Annotated in this window: 15 protein-coding genes; 7 read left to right on the top strand and 8 right to left on the bottom strand. The window is 67.7% G+C overall.

Annotated features, from left to right (window positions below):
* Positions 1-15: 15 nt before the first annotated feature.
* Positions 16-468 (bottom strand): hypothetical protein, encoded by a 453-nt coding sequence (locus A5790_RS17565; protein WP_231987826.1) that lies wholly within the window; start codon positions 466-468, stop codon positions 16-18.
* A 173-nt stretch (positions 469-641) separates the two neighbouring features.
* Here A5790_RS17565 and leuA point away from each other — a divergent pair, with 173 nt between their 5' ends.
* Positions 642-2,501, top strand: a complete 1,860-nt coding sequence (leuA, locus tag A5790_RS17560) for a 2-isopropylmalate synthase (protein ID WP_231987825.1) — start codon at positions 642-644, stop codon at positions 2,499-2,501.
* Between the two features lie 13 nt (positions 2,502-2,514).
* On the opposite strand, the gene A5790_RS17555 is transcribed toward leuA, so the two are convergent.
* Entirely contained in the window at positions 2,515-3,555 is a 1,041-nt protein-coding gene (locus A5790_RS17555) for a DEDDh family exonuclease (RefSeq protein ID WP_066846901.1), read from the bottom strand.
* 83 nt (positions 3,556-3,638) lie between these two features.
* Here A5790_RS17555 and A5790_RS17550 point away from each other — a divergent pair, with 83 nt between their 5' ends.
* Together A5790_RS17550 and A5790_RS17545 are read left to right on the top strand one after the other, a co-directional pair.
* Complete coding sequence (locus A5790_RS17550) at positions 3,639-4,910, top strand: Mur ligase family protein (RefSeq protein ID WP_066846898.1); 1,272 nt, start codon at positions 3,639-3,641, stop codon at positions 4,908-4,910.
* Complete coding sequence (locus A5790_RS17545) at positions 4,903-5,619, top strand: type 1 glutamine amidotransferase (RefSeq protein ID WP_066846894.1); 717 nt, start codon at positions 4,903-4,905, stop codon at positions 5,617-5,619. Before A5790_RS17550 ends, A5790_RS17545 begins: the two co-directional genes overlap by 8 nt.
* A 103-nt stretch (positions 5,620-5,722) precedes the next feature.
* On the opposite strand, the gene A5790_RS17540 is transcribed toward A5790_RS17545, so the two are convergent.
* Genes A5790_RS17540 through A5790_RS17530 form a run of 3 tightly spaced genes read right to left on the bottom strand, consistent with a single transcriptional unit; the run spans position 5,723 to position 7,079 of the window.
* Positions 5,723-6,118 carry a hypothetical protein gene (locus A5790_RS17540; protein WP_066846891.1) on the bottom strand — a complete coding sequence of 132 codons (396 nt, stop codon included), beginning with the start codon at positions 6,116-6,118 and terminating at the stop codon, positions 5,723-5,725.
* Positions 6,119-6,134: 16 nt separating this feature from the next.
* A complete protein-coding gene (gene recR, locus A5790_RS17535; RefSeq protein WP_064397861.1) occupies positions 6,135-6,746 on the bottom strand; it encodes a recombination mediator RecR in 612 nt (203 codons plus the stop codon).
* Entirely contained in the window at positions 6,747-7,079 is a 333-nt protein-coding gene (locus A5790_RS17530) for a YbaB/EbfC family nucleoid-associated protein (RefSeq protein ID WP_064419215.1), read from the bottom strand.
* 111 nt (positions 7,080-7,190) lie between these two features.
* On the opposite strand from A5790_RS17530, the gene A5790_RS17525 reads away from it, so the two are divergent.
* Positions 7,191-7,964, top strand: coding sequence for an Rv3717 family N-acetylmuramoyl-L-alanine amidase (locus A5790_RS17525; protein WP_066847207.1), 774 nt, complete (start codon positions 7,191-7,193; stop codon positions 7,962-7,964).
* A 65-nt stretch (positions 7,965-8,029) separates the two neighbouring features.
* On the opposite strand, the gene A5790_RS17520 is transcribed toward A5790_RS17525, so the two are convergent.
* Positions 8,030-8,467: an SRPBCC family protein gene (locus A5790_RS17520; RefSeq protein ID WP_066846886.1), complete on the bottom strand. Its 438-nt coding sequence runs from the start codon at positions 8,465-8,467 to the stop codon at positions 8,030-8,032.
* A gap of 69 nt (positions 8,468-8,536) precedes the next feature.
* Between A5790_RS17520 and A5790_RS17515 the strand changes: the two genes are divergently transcribed.
* Positions 8,537-9,928 carry an FAD-binding oxidoreductase gene (locus A5790_RS17515; protein WP_066846883.1) on the top strand — a complete coding sequence of 464 codons (1,392 nt, stop codon included), beginning with the start codon at positions 8,537-8,539 and terminating at the stop codon, positions 9,926-9,928.
* Positions 9,925-11,238: a class I SAM-dependent methyltransferase gene (locus tag A5790_RS17510; RefSeq protein WP_066846881.1), complete on the top strand. Its 1,314-nt coding sequence runs from the start codon at positions 9,925-9,927 to the stop codon at positions 11,236-11,238. Before A5790_RS17515 ends, A5790_RS17510 begins: the two co-directional genes overlap by 4 nt.
* A gap of 14 nt (positions 11,239-11,252) precedes the next feature.
* Here the strand turns inward: A5790_RS17510 and A5790_RS17505 are convergent, their stop codons facing one another.
* Positions 11,253-13,148: a DNA polymerase III subunits gamma/tau gene (locus A5790_RS17505; RefSeq protein WP_066847204.1), complete on the bottom strand. Its 1,896-nt coding sequence runs from the start codon at positions 13,146-13,148 to the stop codon at positions 11,253-11,255.
* A 179-nt stretch (positions 13,149-13,327) separates the two neighbouring features.
* Between A5790_RS17505 and A5790_RS17500 the strand changes: the two genes are divergently transcribed.
* The gene (locus A5790_RS17500; RefSeq protein ID WP_066846878.1) at positions 13,328-14,197 is read left to right on the top strand and encodes a hypothetical protein; all 870 of its coding nucleotides are present in this window, start codon (positions 13,328-13,330) and stop codon (positions 14,195-14,197) included.
* A 61-nt stretch (positions 14,198-14,258) separates the two neighbouring features.
* Here the strand turns inward: A5790_RS17500 and A5790_RS17495 are convergent, their stop codons facing one another.
* Entirely contained in the window at positions 14,259-15,539 is a 1,281-nt protein-coding gene (locus tag A5790_RS17495; protein ID WP_066846876.1) for an aminotransferase class I/II-fold pyridoxal phosphate-dependent enzyme, read from the bottom strand.
* Between the last annotated feature and the right edge of the window lie 26 nt (positions 15,540-15,565).

Here is a 15,565-nt window from a genome sequence, read left to right as displayed (position 1 = left end):
CATCGTAGGAGGTGCTCAGTTGGTGCAGGCCTCGGACAGCTCGGCGAGCTTGCGCCGCAACTGGCTGTCGAGCGCCGACATCTCGTAGTAGATCTGCGGCGCGGGCGCACCGGGCGCCGGAGACTCCGTCTCCGCGCGCGCCTGAGGCATCTTCTGGACGAACAGGCCTGCGAGATCGGCGACTTCCACCGCGGTGAACCGCAGCTCGGGGGTGTCGATCTTGCGTGCGCGCTCGGAGAGCCCGTTGGCCCACTCCCGGTAGGCCAGCTCCTCGGCCGCGGTCGGCGGCCCCTCGGCGCCCTCGCTCTTAGAGCTGATCAGGTCGTTCTGCTGCTTGTTGTATTCGAGGAAATCGAGCACCGGACGGCATTCTTCGGGCGGTTGCTGCAGTTGGCTGTAGACCAGGGACACGATCGCGATCACGACGACGGCGATCGCCACCCACCACCGCCGATCAAGAGTCCTCACCGCCGCAACTCTAGCCAGCGCCGGATTCGTCACACAGCTCACGCAGGTCTAGCGGATTTGCATTTTGGTGCGCTCGCGGGTGCGGAGTACAGTGTTCGACGTGCAGCGGGTGCTCCTTCTCGGCAGCCGCGACGGGGTCTGATCAGACCGGCTTCCCGTCGCGGGTGTTCGCGATGCGCCGGTCGAGTCCCCCTTCAAACTCCCGGAGCAATACCGTGACCACGTTCTCGAAACCATCACCGGACTCACCTGACGCGTTCTCGTCGGTCCGCCAGATCACCAAGCCGTCCGGCCCGCCCAATCCCGGCCAGCCGCCGTGCAACACCCAGCGCGGTTCGGCGATGCCGATCAACCGGTATCGCAGCTTCGCCGAAGAGGTCGAGGCGGTCACGCTGGCCGACCGCACCTGGCCGGACAAGGTCATCGACTCCGCGCCGATGTGGTGTGCGGTCGACCTGCGCGACGGCAACCAGGCGCTGATCGACCCGATGAGCCCGCAACGCAAGCGCCGCATGTTCGACCTGCTGGTGCGCATGGGCTACAAGGAGATCGAGGTCGGCTTCCCGTCGGCCAGCCAGACCGACTTCGACTTCGTCCGCGAGATCATCACCGAAGGCGTCATCCCCGACGACGTCACCATCCAGGTGCTGACGCAGTGCCGCCCGGAACTGATCGAGCGGACGTTCCAGGCCTGCGAAGGCGCGCCCCGCGCGATCGTGCATTTCTACAACTCGACGTCGATCCTGCAGCGGCGCGTGGTTTTCCGCGCCGAGCGCGACGCGGTCAAGGCGATCGCCACCGACGGCGCGCGGATGTGCGTCGAGGAAGCCAAGAAGTATCCGGGCACCCAGTGGCGGTTCGAGTACTCGCCGGAGTCCTACACGGGCACCGAACTGGAGTACGCGGTCGACGTGTGCAACGCCGTCGCCGAGATCATCGAGCCGACGCCCGTCGCGCCGCTGATCGTCAACCTGCCCGCGACGGTAGAGATGGCGACCCCGAACGTGTACGCCGACTCGATCGAGTGGATGCACCGGCACCTGGCCCCCCGCGACAGCATCATCTTGAGCCTGCATCCGCACAATGATCGCGGGACCGCCGTTGCAGCAGCCGAATTGGGCTATCAAGCCGGCGCCGACCGGATCGAGGGGTGCCTATTCGGCAACGGCGAGCGCACCGGAAACGTATGCCTGGTGACACTGGGACTCAACATGTTCTCGCGCGGCGTCGACCCGCAGATCGACTTCTCGAACATCGACGAGATCCGTCGCACCGTCGAGTACTGCAACCAACTGCCGGTGCACGAACGCCACCCGTACGGCGGCGATCTGGTCTACACCGCGTTCTCGGGCAGCCACCAGGACGCCATCAACAAGGGCCTGGACCAGATGAAGGTCGACGCCGACGCCGCGGACAAGGACGTCGACGACATCCTGTGGCAGGTGCCGTATCTGCCGATCGACCCGAAGGACGTCGGTCGCACCTACGAAGCCGTCATCCGGGTGAACTCGCAGTCCGGCAAGGGCGGCGTCGCCTACATCATGAAGGCCGATCACGGTCTGGCCCTTCCGCGGCGGCTGCAGATCGAGTTCAGCCAGGCGATCCAGAAGATCACCGACGGCGAGGGCGGCGAGGTGTCCCCGAAGGAAATGTGGGACGTCTTCGCCGAGGAGTACCTGGCGCCGATCCGTCCACTCGAACGCATCCGCCAGAAGGTGACGGCAGCGGAGGTGGATGGCGGCACCGACACCATCGAGGCGGTGGTGATGGTCGACGGCGTCGAGCGGGAAATCGTCGGCGCGGGCAACGGTCCGCTGGCCGCGTTCGTTGATGCGTTGGGCGCCATCGGGTTCGACGTGTCGGTGCTCGACTACTCCGAGCACGCGCTGTCGGCGGGCGAAGAAGCGCAAGCCGCGGCCTATGTCGAGGCGTCGATCGGTGGAACGACGGTCTGGGGTGTCGGCATCGCGACGTCGATCACCACCGCATCGCTGCGGGCGGTGGTCTCGGCGGTCAACAGGGCCGCACGCTGATCACCGGGATCGGTCAGAACAGCGCGAACTGGGCGCCTGCGAGGGTGGTGTCGTAGAAGTCGTCGATCCCGGTACCGCCGACGACGCCGTCGATCCCGCGCATGAATTCGGCGTCGGAGGCCAGCGGGACACCCAACTCCCTGGCGTGGTAGCCCTTGCCCTGAGCGGGTTGGGCCTCGTTGCACAGCACCAGCGAGGTCTCGGTGTCGACGGTGTCGGTGTAGGCGAGCCCGGCATGCAGGATCCGTTCGATGAGCTCTTCGTGGGTGCGTCCGACCTCGGCCGACAGCGCGATCCGCATGCCCTGCACCAGCGGTCGCCCGGCGACGTACCGGCCGGGGTTGAGGTAGGGGCACGGAAGGCGGGACGCGACCGCCTTGAGCGGGCGCAGCTCGTCGTGGGTGACGACGCCGTTGGGCCAGCGCCTGCGGGATACCGGGTGCACCGGCAGCCAGACCTTGCGTTCCCGCGCCCGTAGCAGCACCGGCTTGAGGATCTGGGCGAGCACCAGGGCGTCGTCGAGGGCGTCGTGCGGCCGGATCTGGCTGATCCCCCAGTGCGCGGCCAGCGTCTCGAGCCGCAGGTTCTCGGTGCCCAGGTTCAACCTGCGCGCCAGCTCGACCGTGCACATCACGGTGTCGGTGGGCAGCTCGCGGTTGACCAACTCGGCCTCGGCGGCCAGGAACGAGTAGTCGAAGCCGACGTTGTGCGCGACCAGCGTGCGGCCGTCGAGCAGTTCGACGAGGTGGTCGACGATGTCGCCGAACGTCGGCTGGCCCTCCAACATGTCGGCCGTCAGACCGTGTACGTGTGTCGGACCAGGATCCACACCCGGGTTGAGCAGGCTGTACAGGCTCTGTTCGACGTTGCCGTCGTCGCCGAGGGCGAGCGCGGCGATGCTGACGATGCGGGCCTGCCCCGGTCGGAACCCGGAGGTCTCCACGTCGACGACCGCCCAGCCTGGTCCGGCGTGTTCAGCCGGCCGGCCCCAGCCCGGCCGATTCTCGGCGTCAGAGCCGCTCGGCCGGTGACCTCCGGCGTCCGTTAGGCCCACGTCGTCAGGATCGCACGGTGGTGTGACAAAGCCGGGACCTCGCCGAATCGCCCGTCAGCGTGTCGGCTACCTAAACTGCCGGGGTGGTCACGACACGTGGACGGCTCGCCCTCGGGGCCGGCGCGGGCGCCCGCTGGGCGTCGCGGGTCACCGGGCGCGGTGCCGGCGCGATGATCGGCGGGCTGGTCGCGCTGGCGCTCGACAAGTCGCTGCTGCGCCAGCTCGGCGCGGGCCGTCGCACCGTGGTGGTCACCGGAACCAACGGCAAGTCGACGACCACCCGGATGATCGCCGCGGCGCTGCGCACCATCGCCCCCGCTGAGCCGGGAGGCCGGGGACACGCGAACGTCGCCACCAACGACACCGGCGCGAACATGGACGCCGGGCTGGTGGCCGCGCTGGCCGCTGCGCGGGAGGCACCCCTTGCCGCCCTCGAGGTCGACGAGATGCACGTGCCGCATGTGGCCGAGGCGGTCGCCCCGAAGGTGATCGTGCTGCTGAACCTGTCCCGCGATCAGCTGGACCGCGTCGGCGAGATCAACCACATCGAACGCACCCTGCGCGCCGGACTGGCCCGTCACCCGTCGGCCGTCGTGGTCGCCAACTGTGACGACGTGCTGATGACCTCGGCCGCATACGACAGCCCCAACGTGGTGTGGGTCGCCGCCGGCGGAAGCTGGGCCAACGACTCGGTCAGCTGCCCGCGGTCCGGCGAGATCATCCTGCGCGACGGCGGTAAGAGCCGCGACTGGCGTTCCACCGGAACCGATTTCAAGCGGCCAAGCCCGCACTGGTGGTTCGATGACACCAACATCTATGGGCCGGACGGGTTTTCGCTGCCGATGACGCTGTCGTTGCCCGGCTCCGTCAACCGCGGCAACGCCACACAGGCCGTGGCGGCGGCGGTCGCGATGGGCGCCGATCCGGCGGCTGCGGTGGCCGCGGTATCGGAGGTCGACGAGGTCGCCGGACGCTACCGCACCGTGCGCCTCGGCGAGCACACCGCGCGGGTGCTGTTGGCGAAGAACCCGGCGGGCTGGCAGGAAGCGCTTTCGATGGTCGACAAACACGGTGCGGGCGTGGTGATCTCGGTCAACGGCCAGGTGCCCGACGGTGAGGACCTGTCATGGCTGTGGGATGTCCGCTTCGAGCACTTCGAGGACACTCACGTGGTGGCCGCAGGCGAGCGGGGCACCGACCTCGCGGTGCGGTTGGGTTACGCGGGTGTCGAGCACACGCTGGTGCACGACACCCTCGCGGCGATCGCGTCGTGCCCTCCCGGACACGTCGAGGTGATCGCCAACTACACGGCGTTCCTGCAGTTGAACCGGGCGTTGGAGCGTCGCGGTGGGTGAGTCGGCGGTGCGCATCGGGTTGGTGCTGCCCGATGTGATGGGAACCTACGGTGACGGCGGCAATTCCGTCGTGTTGCGACAACGCCTGCGGCTGCGCGGGTTTGAGGCCGAGATCGTCGAGATCACCCTGGATGACGCGGTGCCTTCCGAGCTGGACCTGTACACGCTCGGCGGAGCGGAGGACTACGCGCAGCGCCTGGCGACCAAGCACCTGCTGCGGTATCCCGGATTGCAACAGGCGGCCGCGCGGGGTGCGCCGGTGCTGGCGATCTGCGCGGCCATCCAGGTGCTGGGGCACTGGTACGAGACTTCGTCGGGTGAACGCGTCGACGGCGTCGGCCTGCTCGATGTCACGACCTCACCGCAGGACACGCGCACGATCGGCGAAGTGGTGTCCGAACCGCTGCTCGCCGGGCTCTCACAGCGGCTGACCGGCTTCGAAAACCACCGCGGCGGAACCGTTCTCGGTGCCGAGGCACGCCCGCTCGGCAAGGTCGTCAAGGGTGCGGGCAACCGCGACGGTGACGGTTACGACGGTGCGGTGCAGGGCAGCGTCGTCGCGACGTACATGCATGGTCCGTGCCTGGCCCGCAATCCGGAGCTGGCCGACCACCTGCTGAGCCGGGTGGTCGGTGAGCTGGCACCCCTGAATATCGACGAAGTGGAACAGCTTCGACGCGAACGACTCGCCGCATCCCGGCGAGTCTGAGCCCGTCAAGCCCGCGACCACCGACAACTTTTCGCGAAATGGTATTCCAGCAGCGAAAGTGCGAGAAGAGGCCTGCTGGAATGCAATTTCGCGGCTCGGAAAGTTACAGCCCGAGGTCGCGCAGGAACTCGGGCTTGTACGCCTCGAGGATCACGTAGCCCGGATCCGGGGGCGGCACCTCCCGCGCGTCGTCGGGCACCTCCTGCCCGCTGACCGGGTCCACCCATTCCTGGCTCGCGGCGTCCCACCGGCTCAGGGCGTACTGCGCGTCCACGCCGTCGTCGGCCACCAACGCGCGCACCGTGCGCTCGGCCTCCTGCGCGTCGGCCAAGGTCGTGGTGTACAGCTGGATGCGATCACCGTCGCGGGTGACGGTGACTCGCGATCCGAGCCGCTCGCGCGCATTGTCGTCCAGATCCAGGGTTCGCAACTTTTCCCAGAACGAGAGCTGGTGCTCGGCGCCGAGCTCCACCTCGACCTTGAATTCGTCGTCCGGCATGAACTTCCTTCCTCGGCTATGCCATCGCGCGTCGGCCGGCCAGCGCGCGGCCGAGCGTCAGCTCATCGGCGAACTCCAGGTCACCGCCCATCGGCAGGCCGGACGCGATCCGCGTGACCGTCAGCCCCGGGATGTCGCGCAGCATGCGCACGAGATACGTCGCCGTCGCCTCACCCTCGGTGTTGGGGTCGGTCGCGATGATCACCTCGGTGACGTCCACCCCGTCGACGCGCTCACCGATCCTGTTGAGCAGCTCCCGGATTCGCAGCTGTTCGGGCCCCACCCCGGAGAGCGGATCCAGGGCGCCGCCCAGCACGTGGTAGCGCCCGCGGAACTCGCGGGTGCGCTCGACGGCCTGCACGTCTTTCGGTTCCTCGACCACGCAGACCAAGGATGCATCGCGCCGGGAATCGCTGCAGATGCGGCAGCGGTCGTCGTCGGAGACGTTGCCGCACACCGCGCAGAATTTCACCCCGTCGCGCACCTTGTTCAGCACGGCGGTCAACCGGTCGATGTCGGGCGGCTCCACCGACAGCAGGTGAAAGGCGATCCGCTGAGCGCTCTTCGGCCCGATGCCGGGCAACTTGCCGAGCTCGTCGATCAGATCCTGGACGGGTCCCTCGAACAATTACATTCCCGGGATACCGAGGTTGCCCATCCCGCCCGCGAGCGGCCCGAGTCGGTCGTGGGCGAGGATGGTGACCTGTTTGGAGGCATCGGAGATGGCGCCGACCACGAGATCCTGCAGCGTCTCGATGTCTTCGGGATCCACGACCTTCGGATCGATCGACACGGCGATCACCTCGCCGCTGCCCCTCATCGTGACCTGCACCAGGCCGCCGCCGGCCTGACCGTGCACCTCGGCGTTGGCCAGCGCCTCCTGCGCCTCCATCAGCTGCTGCTGGACCTGCTGGGCCTGCGCGAGCAGCGCGGACATATCGGGTTGGCCTTGCGGTTGCATGAGTGGTCCCCTTGCGTCTTAGTTGCGGTCCGGTCTCGACTTGGTTTCTGTCCTCGGCTCGCGGCCGTTTGAGCTTTCAGCGTAGTCGTCGGTGCGGTTACGGTGACGGCCGTGCCTGCCCGCCTGCGTGTCGGCGCCACCGGAGCATTGCGCGGCTGCGCCGCGGTGGCGACCGGATTACTCGTCGCCGCATCGACGCTCGTCAGCCCCGCCTTCGAGGCCGGGGCCGCGCCCGCCAACATCGCGGGCAAGATCGTGTTCCTCGACCCTGGTCACAACGGCGCCAACGACGCCTCGATCAGCAAGCAGGTGCCGACCGGCCGCGGCGGCACCAAGGACTGCCAGGCCAGCGGCACGTCCACCGAGGACGGCTACGCCGAGCACACGTTCGCGTGGGAGACCACGCTGCGGGTCCGACAGGCCCTGCACGCGCTGGGTGTGCGCACCGCCATGTCGCGCGGCGACGACACCGGGCTGGGTCCGTGCGTCGACGAACGCGCCGCGCTGGCGAACTCGATCAAGCCGAACGCGATCGTGAGCATCCACGCCGACGGCGGACCGCCGACCGGACGCGGATTCCATGTCCTGTACTCGTCCCCGCCGCTAAACGACGCGCAGGCGGGGCCGTCTCCCCGGTTCGCGGGCATCATGCGCGACCAGTTGCAGGCGTCCGGCTTCGTGCCGTCGACCTACATCGGCTCCAACGGGCTCAACCCGCGGTCGGACATCGCGGGACTGAACCTGGCCCAGTACCCGTCGATCCTGGTCGAGCTGGGCAATATGAAGAACCCGGTCGACTCGGCGCTGATGAAGACGCCGGAAGGGCGGCAGAAGTACGCCGACGCCGTCGTGCGCGGCATCGCGGGGTTCCTGGGGTCGACCTAAGCCTCCGGCGGCCTCTAACGGGTTGATCGCACGCACCAGGTGCGTGGAATCCACCCGTCAAGGCGTCATCCCTCGAGGTGCTTCTTCAGGTTCTCCAACACCTCGGACTGGATCTTGCGCAGCCCCAGCGGTGCGAACGTCTTCTCGAAGAAGCCGCCGATCCCGCCCGAGCCCTGCCAGGACGTCTTGACCGTCACCGAGGACCCGTTACCGGCGGGCGCGACGGTCCAGTTGGTGATCATCGAGGAGTTGGCGTCCTTCTCGATGACCGTGTGACCGGCCACGTCGACCTCGGCCTTGACGTCGCGCACCCGCGACTTGGTCGCCTGCAGCTTCCAGCTGGCCACCGTGCCCGCGCCCTGTCCGCCCTCGACCACCTTGTAGTCGCTGTACTGCGGCGACAGGATCTTCGGACGCACGTTCGCGTAGTCCGCGACGGCCGAGAGCACCGCCTCCGGTGCCGCGTCGATCAAGACGGTGCTCGATGCGCTGACCTGTCCCATCGGGTGCACGCTCCTTGGTAGAAGTTCCATGCGGTCGCATCGCCTGCGACCGCGGACTAGCGTATATCCGTGTCTGTTGCCCGAACCGACGCACGGGCTGTTCATGCCGCGGGCGTGCAGCGGCTGCTGAACAGCTACCGTGCAATTCCGCCCGATGCCACCGTTCGCCTGGCCAAACCCACGTCGAACCTGTTCCGCGCGCGGGCCAAGACCACCGCGAAGGGCTTGGACGTCTCGGGGTTGACCGGTGTCATCGCTGTGGACCCCGACGCGTGCACCGCCGACGTGGCCGGTATGTGCACCTACGAAGATCTGGTCGCCGCGACGCTGCCATACGGCTTGTCGCCGCTGGTGGTACCGCAGCTGAAGACGATCACGCTCGGCGGAGCCGTCACCGGGCTCGGCATCGAGTCCACGTCGTTCCGCAACGGCTTGCCACATGAGTCGGTGCTGGAGATGGACATCCTCACCGGCACCGGCGATGTCGTCACCGCGTCGCCGGAGCAGAACACCGACCTGTACCGGGCGTTTCCGAATTCTTATGGCACGTTGGGCTATTCGGTTCGATTGAAGATCGAGCTGGAATCCGTGCAACCGTTCGTCGCGCTGCGCCACCTGCGGTTCAAAACCATCGAGGACCTCGTCGCCGCGATGGATCGCATCGTCGAGACGCGCGGCTACGACGGTATTCCAGTCGACTACCTCGACGGTGTGGTGTTCTCCGCCGACGAGGCCTACCTGACACTCGGATTCAAGACCACCACACCCGGGCCCGTCAGCGACTACACCGGTCAGCAGATCTACTACCGCTCGATACAGCACGACGGCGCCGAGAAGCACGACCGGTTGACGGTCCACGACTACCTGTGGCGCTGGGACACCGACTGGTTCTGGTGCTCACGGGCGTTCGGCGTCCAGGATCCGCGGATCCGCCGGTGGTGGCCACGTCGGTACCGGCGCAGCAGCTTCTACTGGAAGCTGATCGCGCTCGACCAGCGGTTCGACATCGCCGACCGGATCGAGCAGCGCAACGGGCGACCGCCGCGCGAACGCGTCGTACAAGACGTCGAGGTGCCGGTCGGACGGGTCGCGGAGTTCCTGCACTGGTTCCTCGACAATGTTCCGATCGAACCGATCTGGCTGTGCCCGTTGCGGCTTCGCGATGACGCCGGGTCAGACGGTGCGTGGCCGCTGTACCCACTTCGGCCGAACCACACCTACGTCAACGTCGGGTTCTGGTCGTCGGTGCCGGAAGGCCCCGGCGAAGGCCATACCAACAGGTTGATCGAACACACGGTCGGCCAACTCGACGGTCACAAATCGTTGTACTCGGATTCGTATTACAGCCGCGAAGAGTTCGACGATCTGTACGGCGGTGAAACCTACAAGATCGTGAAGAAGGCATACGATCCAGATTCACGGCTGCTCGATCTTTATGCGAAGGCGGTGCAGAGACGATGACGACTTTCAAAGAACACGCGGCACAGGCGCCGGCCGGAAAGCTCACGCTGGCCGAGATTCTGGAAATCTTCGCCGGTGGAAACCTGCCGCTGCGCTTCAGCGCCTACGACGGAAGCACGGCCGGACCCGAGGACGCCCCGCTCGGCTTGGAGCTGTTGACGCCGCGCGGTACGACGTATCTGGCTACTGCGTCTGGGGATCTGGGACTGGCCCGGGCTTACGTATCGGGCGATCTGGCCACACACGGTGTGCATCCCGGCGATCCCTACGAGTTGCTCAGGGCGCTCGCCGACAAGATGGACTTCAGACGTCCGCCGGCACGGGTGCTCGCCCAGATCGTGCGCTCCATCGGCATCGAGCATCTCAAGCCGATCGCGCCCCCGCCGCAGGAGGCGCTGCCGCGGTGGCGTCGAATCGCAGAAGGTCTGCGCCACAGCAAGACTCGTGATGCCGAGGCGATCCATCACCACTACGACGTCTCCAACATGTTCTACGAATGGGTGCTCGGCCCGTCGATGACCTACACGTGCGCGTGCTATCCGCACAGCGGGTCGACGCTGGAAGAGGCCCAGGAGAACAAGTACCGACTGGTGTTCGAGAAACTGCGCCTCAAGCCGGGCGACCGCCTACTCGACGTGGGCTGCGGGTGGGGTGGCATGGTGCGCTACGCCGCGCGGCACGGGGTCAAGGCGCTCGGCGTCACGCTGTCGAAGGAGCAGGCGTCCTGGGCACGAGAGGCGATCGCTCGCGACGGGCTCGAGGATCTGGCCGAAGTCCGTCACGCCGACTACCGCGATGTGCGCGAGTCCGATTTCGACGCGGTGTCCTCGATCGGGTTGACCGAGCACATCGGCGTGCACAACTATCCCGCCTACTTCGAATTCCTCCAGTCGAAGATGCGCCACGGCGCACTGCTGCTCAACCACTGCATCACCCGACCGGACAACCGAACCGGCTCCACCGCAGGCGGCTTCATCGACCGCTACGTCTTTCCCGACGGGGAGCTCACCGGTTCCGGACGCATCATCACCGAGGCGCAGGACGTCGGCCTGGAAGTGGTCCACGAGGAGAACCTGCGTCACCACTACGCGCTGACGCTGCGCGACTGGTGCCGCAACCTGGTGGAGCACTGGGACGAGGCCGTGGCCGAGGTCGGGCTGGCGACGGCCAAGGTGTGGGGTCTGTACATGGCCGGCTCGCGCCTGGGCTTCGAGACGAATGTCGTTCAGCTGCACCAGGTCCTGGCGGTCAAGCTGGATCGCGACGGCTATGACGGCGGGCTGCCGCTGCGTCCGTGGTGGACGCCATAGTCGAGGCCGTAGCTTCAGCCGTCGATACGCCGGGCGCCCAACTCGTTCTGCAGTAGCTCGAGCGCGGCTTCCTCCGGATCGCGGCGCGGTGTGTCCGAGGTGTCGCTGCCGGCCTCGGCCAGCATGGCTTCCTCGTCGTCGTCGCTGCGGGGCGGCGGGCCGGCCGGGACCGGTTCCGTCGGCGGTGGCGCGGCGGCCGAACCCGCCTCGCAGCGGATCTTCCAGTTCACCCCGAGGGCGTCCTTCAGCGCTTCGCGGATGACGTCGGCGTTGCGCTGTTCGGTCAACCGCTTGGCCAGCGGCGCCGAGTCGTGGCTGAGCACCAGCGTGTCACCCTCGAGCGCGCGGACGATCGCACCCGACAACATCACCTCGGTGGTGCGGCTGCGCTCGCGCACCTTGTCCCGCACCGTCGACCACATGCTGCGCACGGCGGCGGCGTTCGGCTCACCGGTCACCGCGGCAGGCGGCGGCGCCGCCACGACCGGATCGGACGGCGGCCGCACCGGCGGCGGCGACGGCGGTTTGCTCTCGGCAGCCGGCGCCGTCGGCGGGGATTCAGGCTTGGGTTCGGCCTTGGGTACTGGCTTGGGTTCGGGTTTCGGTTCGGGCCGCGGCTCGCTGCGGGGCGGCGACGGCTCGCTACGGGGCGGCGGCGACGAATCGGCGGGCTGCGCCTCGGCCTTACTCCTGCGGGCGTACTGCCGCGGCGGCCCACCCGCCTGAACCGACTGGCCCTCCCCGGCCGGTATCGACATGTCCAGCCTGGTCTCGATGCGCTCGATCCGTTGCAGCAGCGCCGATTCCGTGTCACTAGCGGACGGGAGCAGCAGCCGCGCGCACACCACCTCGAGCAGCAGCCTGGGTGCGGTGGCGCCGCGCATCTCACCGAGGCCGGCGTGTACCACTTCGGCGTAGCGGGTCAGCGTCGCGATGCCGATGCGGGTGGCCTGCTCGCGCATCCGGTCGAGCACATCCTCCGGTCCGTCGACGACTCCACGCGCCGCGGCGTCGGGTACCGACTGCAGGATGATCAGGTCGCGGAACCGCTCCAACAGGTCGGTCGCGAACCGGCGCGGGTCGTGACCGGCGTCGATCACCGCCTCGACGACCCCGAAGAGCGCCGCGCCGTCGCCGGCGGCGAGCGCGTCGATCGCGTCGTCGATGAGCGCGACGTCCGTCGCACCCAGCAGTGCTAACGCCCGCGTGTAGTTGACGTGGTTGCCCTCGGCGCCGGCGAGCAATTGGTCGAGTACCGACAGGGTGTCGCGGGGTGACCCGCCGCCGGCGCGGATCACCAGCGGGTACACCGCGTCGTCGACGGTGACGTTCTCCTGCTCGCAGATGCCTTCCAGCAGCGTGCGCATGGTGCGCGGGGCCAGCAGCCGGAACGGGTAGTGGTGGGTTCGCGAGCGGATGGTCGGCAGCACCTTCTCCGGCTCGGTGGTCGCGAACACGAAGATCAGATGTTCGGGCGGTTCCTCGACGATCTTCAGCAGCGCGTTGAAGCCCGCCGTGGTGACCATGTGCGCTTCGTCGACGATGAAGATCCGATACCGCGACTGCGCGGGGGCGTAGAACGCGCGGTCACGCAACTCGCGGGTGTCGTCCACGCCGCCGTGGCTGGCCGCGTCGAGTTCGACGACGTCGACGCTGCCGGGCCCGTTCGGTGCGAGTGCCACGCACGAATCGCACACTCCGCACGGGGTGGCCGTCGGGCCCTGCTCGCAGTTCAGCGACCGCGCCAGGATGCGCGCCGACGAGGTCTTGCCGCACCCGCGCGGACCGGAGAACAGATACGCGTGGTTGATCCGGCCCGACGTCAGTGCCGTCGACAGCGGCTCGGTGACATGTTCCTGGCCGACGACTTCGGCGAAGGTCGCGGGCCGGTACTTGCGGTAGAGCGCCACGATCAGCAGGCTACCGGCGTGGTGTGACGGCTCGCCGGGCCACCACGGTGTCGCTGGATTGTGCATCTGGCGACGGTTTGGACGCTCAAAGCGTCGTCAGGTTCACAAACGGTGGCGACCCTGTGGATGACTCGGGACCGCGGCCGTGATCCGTCGGTCCCCGCATGCACCGTTCGAGCATGACCGAGCTGCCGTGGCCCTTCGTCGGGAGCGAAGCGTTGGCGACCGGCGCCGTCTCCGAGCGCGCGATGCGCCGCCTGTACGTCCCGATGTATCCGGGTGTCTACGTCCCACGCGACGCCACGGTGTCGGCGCGCGATCGGGCGCAAGCGGCCTGGCTGTGGTCGAAGCGGCGCGGAATCGTCGCGGGCCTGTCGGCAGCGGCGGTACTGGGCACCAAGTACATCGACGGGTCGGAGCCCGCTGAACTCATCCACGACAACCGCAGGGCGCCAACCAAACTCGTCGTCCGGACAGAACGCGTACTGCCGAACGAACTCCTGACCATGTCTGCGATGCGTGTGACAACTGCGGCTCGCACGGCGTTCGACCTCGGTCGCCATCTCGAAGACCGGACCGTCGCGGTGCAGCGTCTCGACGCTCTCGCCAACACCACCGGCCTCAAACACGTCGACGTGGAGGCGGTGATTGCCGCGCATGCGGGCGCCCGCGGCCTTCCTCGGCTGAGGCGCGTACTCCCGCTGATGGACGCCGGTGCGGAATCCCCACAGGAGACGGTGGCCCGGCTGGCGCTGATCGACGCGGGGCTTCCGCCGCCGCAGACGCAGGTTCGCGTATTCGACGGGTACAGGCAGTTCCTCGCCCGGCTCGACATGGCGTATGAGGACTTCCAGGTCGGTATCGAATACGACGGCCCGCAACACTGGACCGATCCGAGGGTGAGGCAGCGCGACATCGACAACCAGTTCGCCCTGACCGAGCTCGGCTGGTCGATCATCCGGGTCAGCCGAGACCTGCTGCGCTACCGGCGCACCACCTACGTGGCCAGAGTCGAAAGCGTGTTGCGCTCGCGTGGGTGTCGGTTGTGAATCTGACGACGCTTTTCGGCGAATTCCGTCGTCAGATGCACAAACGGGCCCCGGAGGCCGACTAGGAGCCGTTCAGCAACGACTCGGTCGCCGAGAGGAGTGCGCAGGTGGCCAGCCCGTCGATCGCCGCCCGCAGCTCGGGCTCGGGCGGCATGGTCGGCGCGATGCGGATGTTCTTGTCTTCCGGGTCTTTTCGATACGGGAACGTGGCGCCCGCCTCCGTCACCGCGATGCCCGCATCCTTGGCGAGCGCCACGGTGCGCTTGGCCGTCCCCGGCAGGACGTCGAGGCTGATGAAGTACCCGCCCTTGGGTTCGGTCCACGACGCGATCTTCGAATCGCCGAAACGCTCGGACAGAATCTCCAACACCGCGGCGAACTTCGGGGCCAGCAGCTCCCGGTGGCGCTGCATCTGCAGGCGCACTCCGTCGGCGTCGCGGAAGAATCGCAGATGGCGCAGCTGGTTGACCTTGTCCGGCCCGATCGACTTCTTGCCTGCGTGCTGCAGGTACCAGGTGATGTTGCCCAGCGAGGCGCCCAGGAAGCTGACCCCGGCGCCCGCGAAGGTGATCTTCGACGTCGACGCGAACACCAGCGGGCGATTCCCGTTGCCCGCGGCCTCGGCCAACCCGAGCACGTCGACGTTGCGGACGAAGTCGTGGGTCAAGGTGTGCACCGCGTAGGCGTTGTCCCACATCAAGCGGAAATCGTTTGCCGCCGTTCGCATCTGGACCAACCGACGCACCGTCTCCCAGGAGAAGGACACCCCGGTGGGGTTCGAGTACACCGGCACGCACCACATTCCCTTGATGGCGGGATCGGCTGCGACGAGTTCCTCGATGAGGTCGACGTCGGGTCCGTCCTCGAGCATCGGCACGGTGATCATCTCGATGCCAAGGCTTTCCGTGATCGCGAAGTGCCGGTCGTAGCCGGGCGCCGGGCACAGAAACTTCAGGACGGGCTCCTGGGACCACGGCCGCGCCGAGTCCGGGCCGCCGTGCAGCATCGAGAACACGACGACGTCGTGCATCAGCTCGAGGCTGGCGTTGTTGCCGGCGATCAGGTTCTGCACCGGGATGCCGAGCAGTTCGCCGAAGATCGCGCGCAGTTCGGGCAGCCCGTGCACACCGCCGTAGTTGCGGACGTCGGTGCCGTCGCCGTCGCGGAAGTCGTCGGAACCAGGCAGCTTGAGCAGTTTGTTGGACAGGTCCAGCTGTGCCGCGGAAGGCTTACCCCGGGTCAGGTCGAGTTTGAGCCCCTTGGCCTGCAGTTCGGCGTAGTTGCGCTTCTGCTGCTCGTGTTCTGCGGCGAGTTCGTCCCGGCCGAGCGACAGAAATGACACCGAACGCCTTTCGACTGAAGTGCGGG

This window comes from Mycobacterium sp. 852002-51152_SCH6134967, assembly GCF_001667105.1.
GTDB lineage: Bacteria > Actinomycetota > Actinomycetes > Mycobacteriales > Mycobacteriaceae > Mycobacterium > Mycobacterium neumannii_A.
This window is presented reverse-complemented; position numbering and strand designations above follow the sequence as displayed.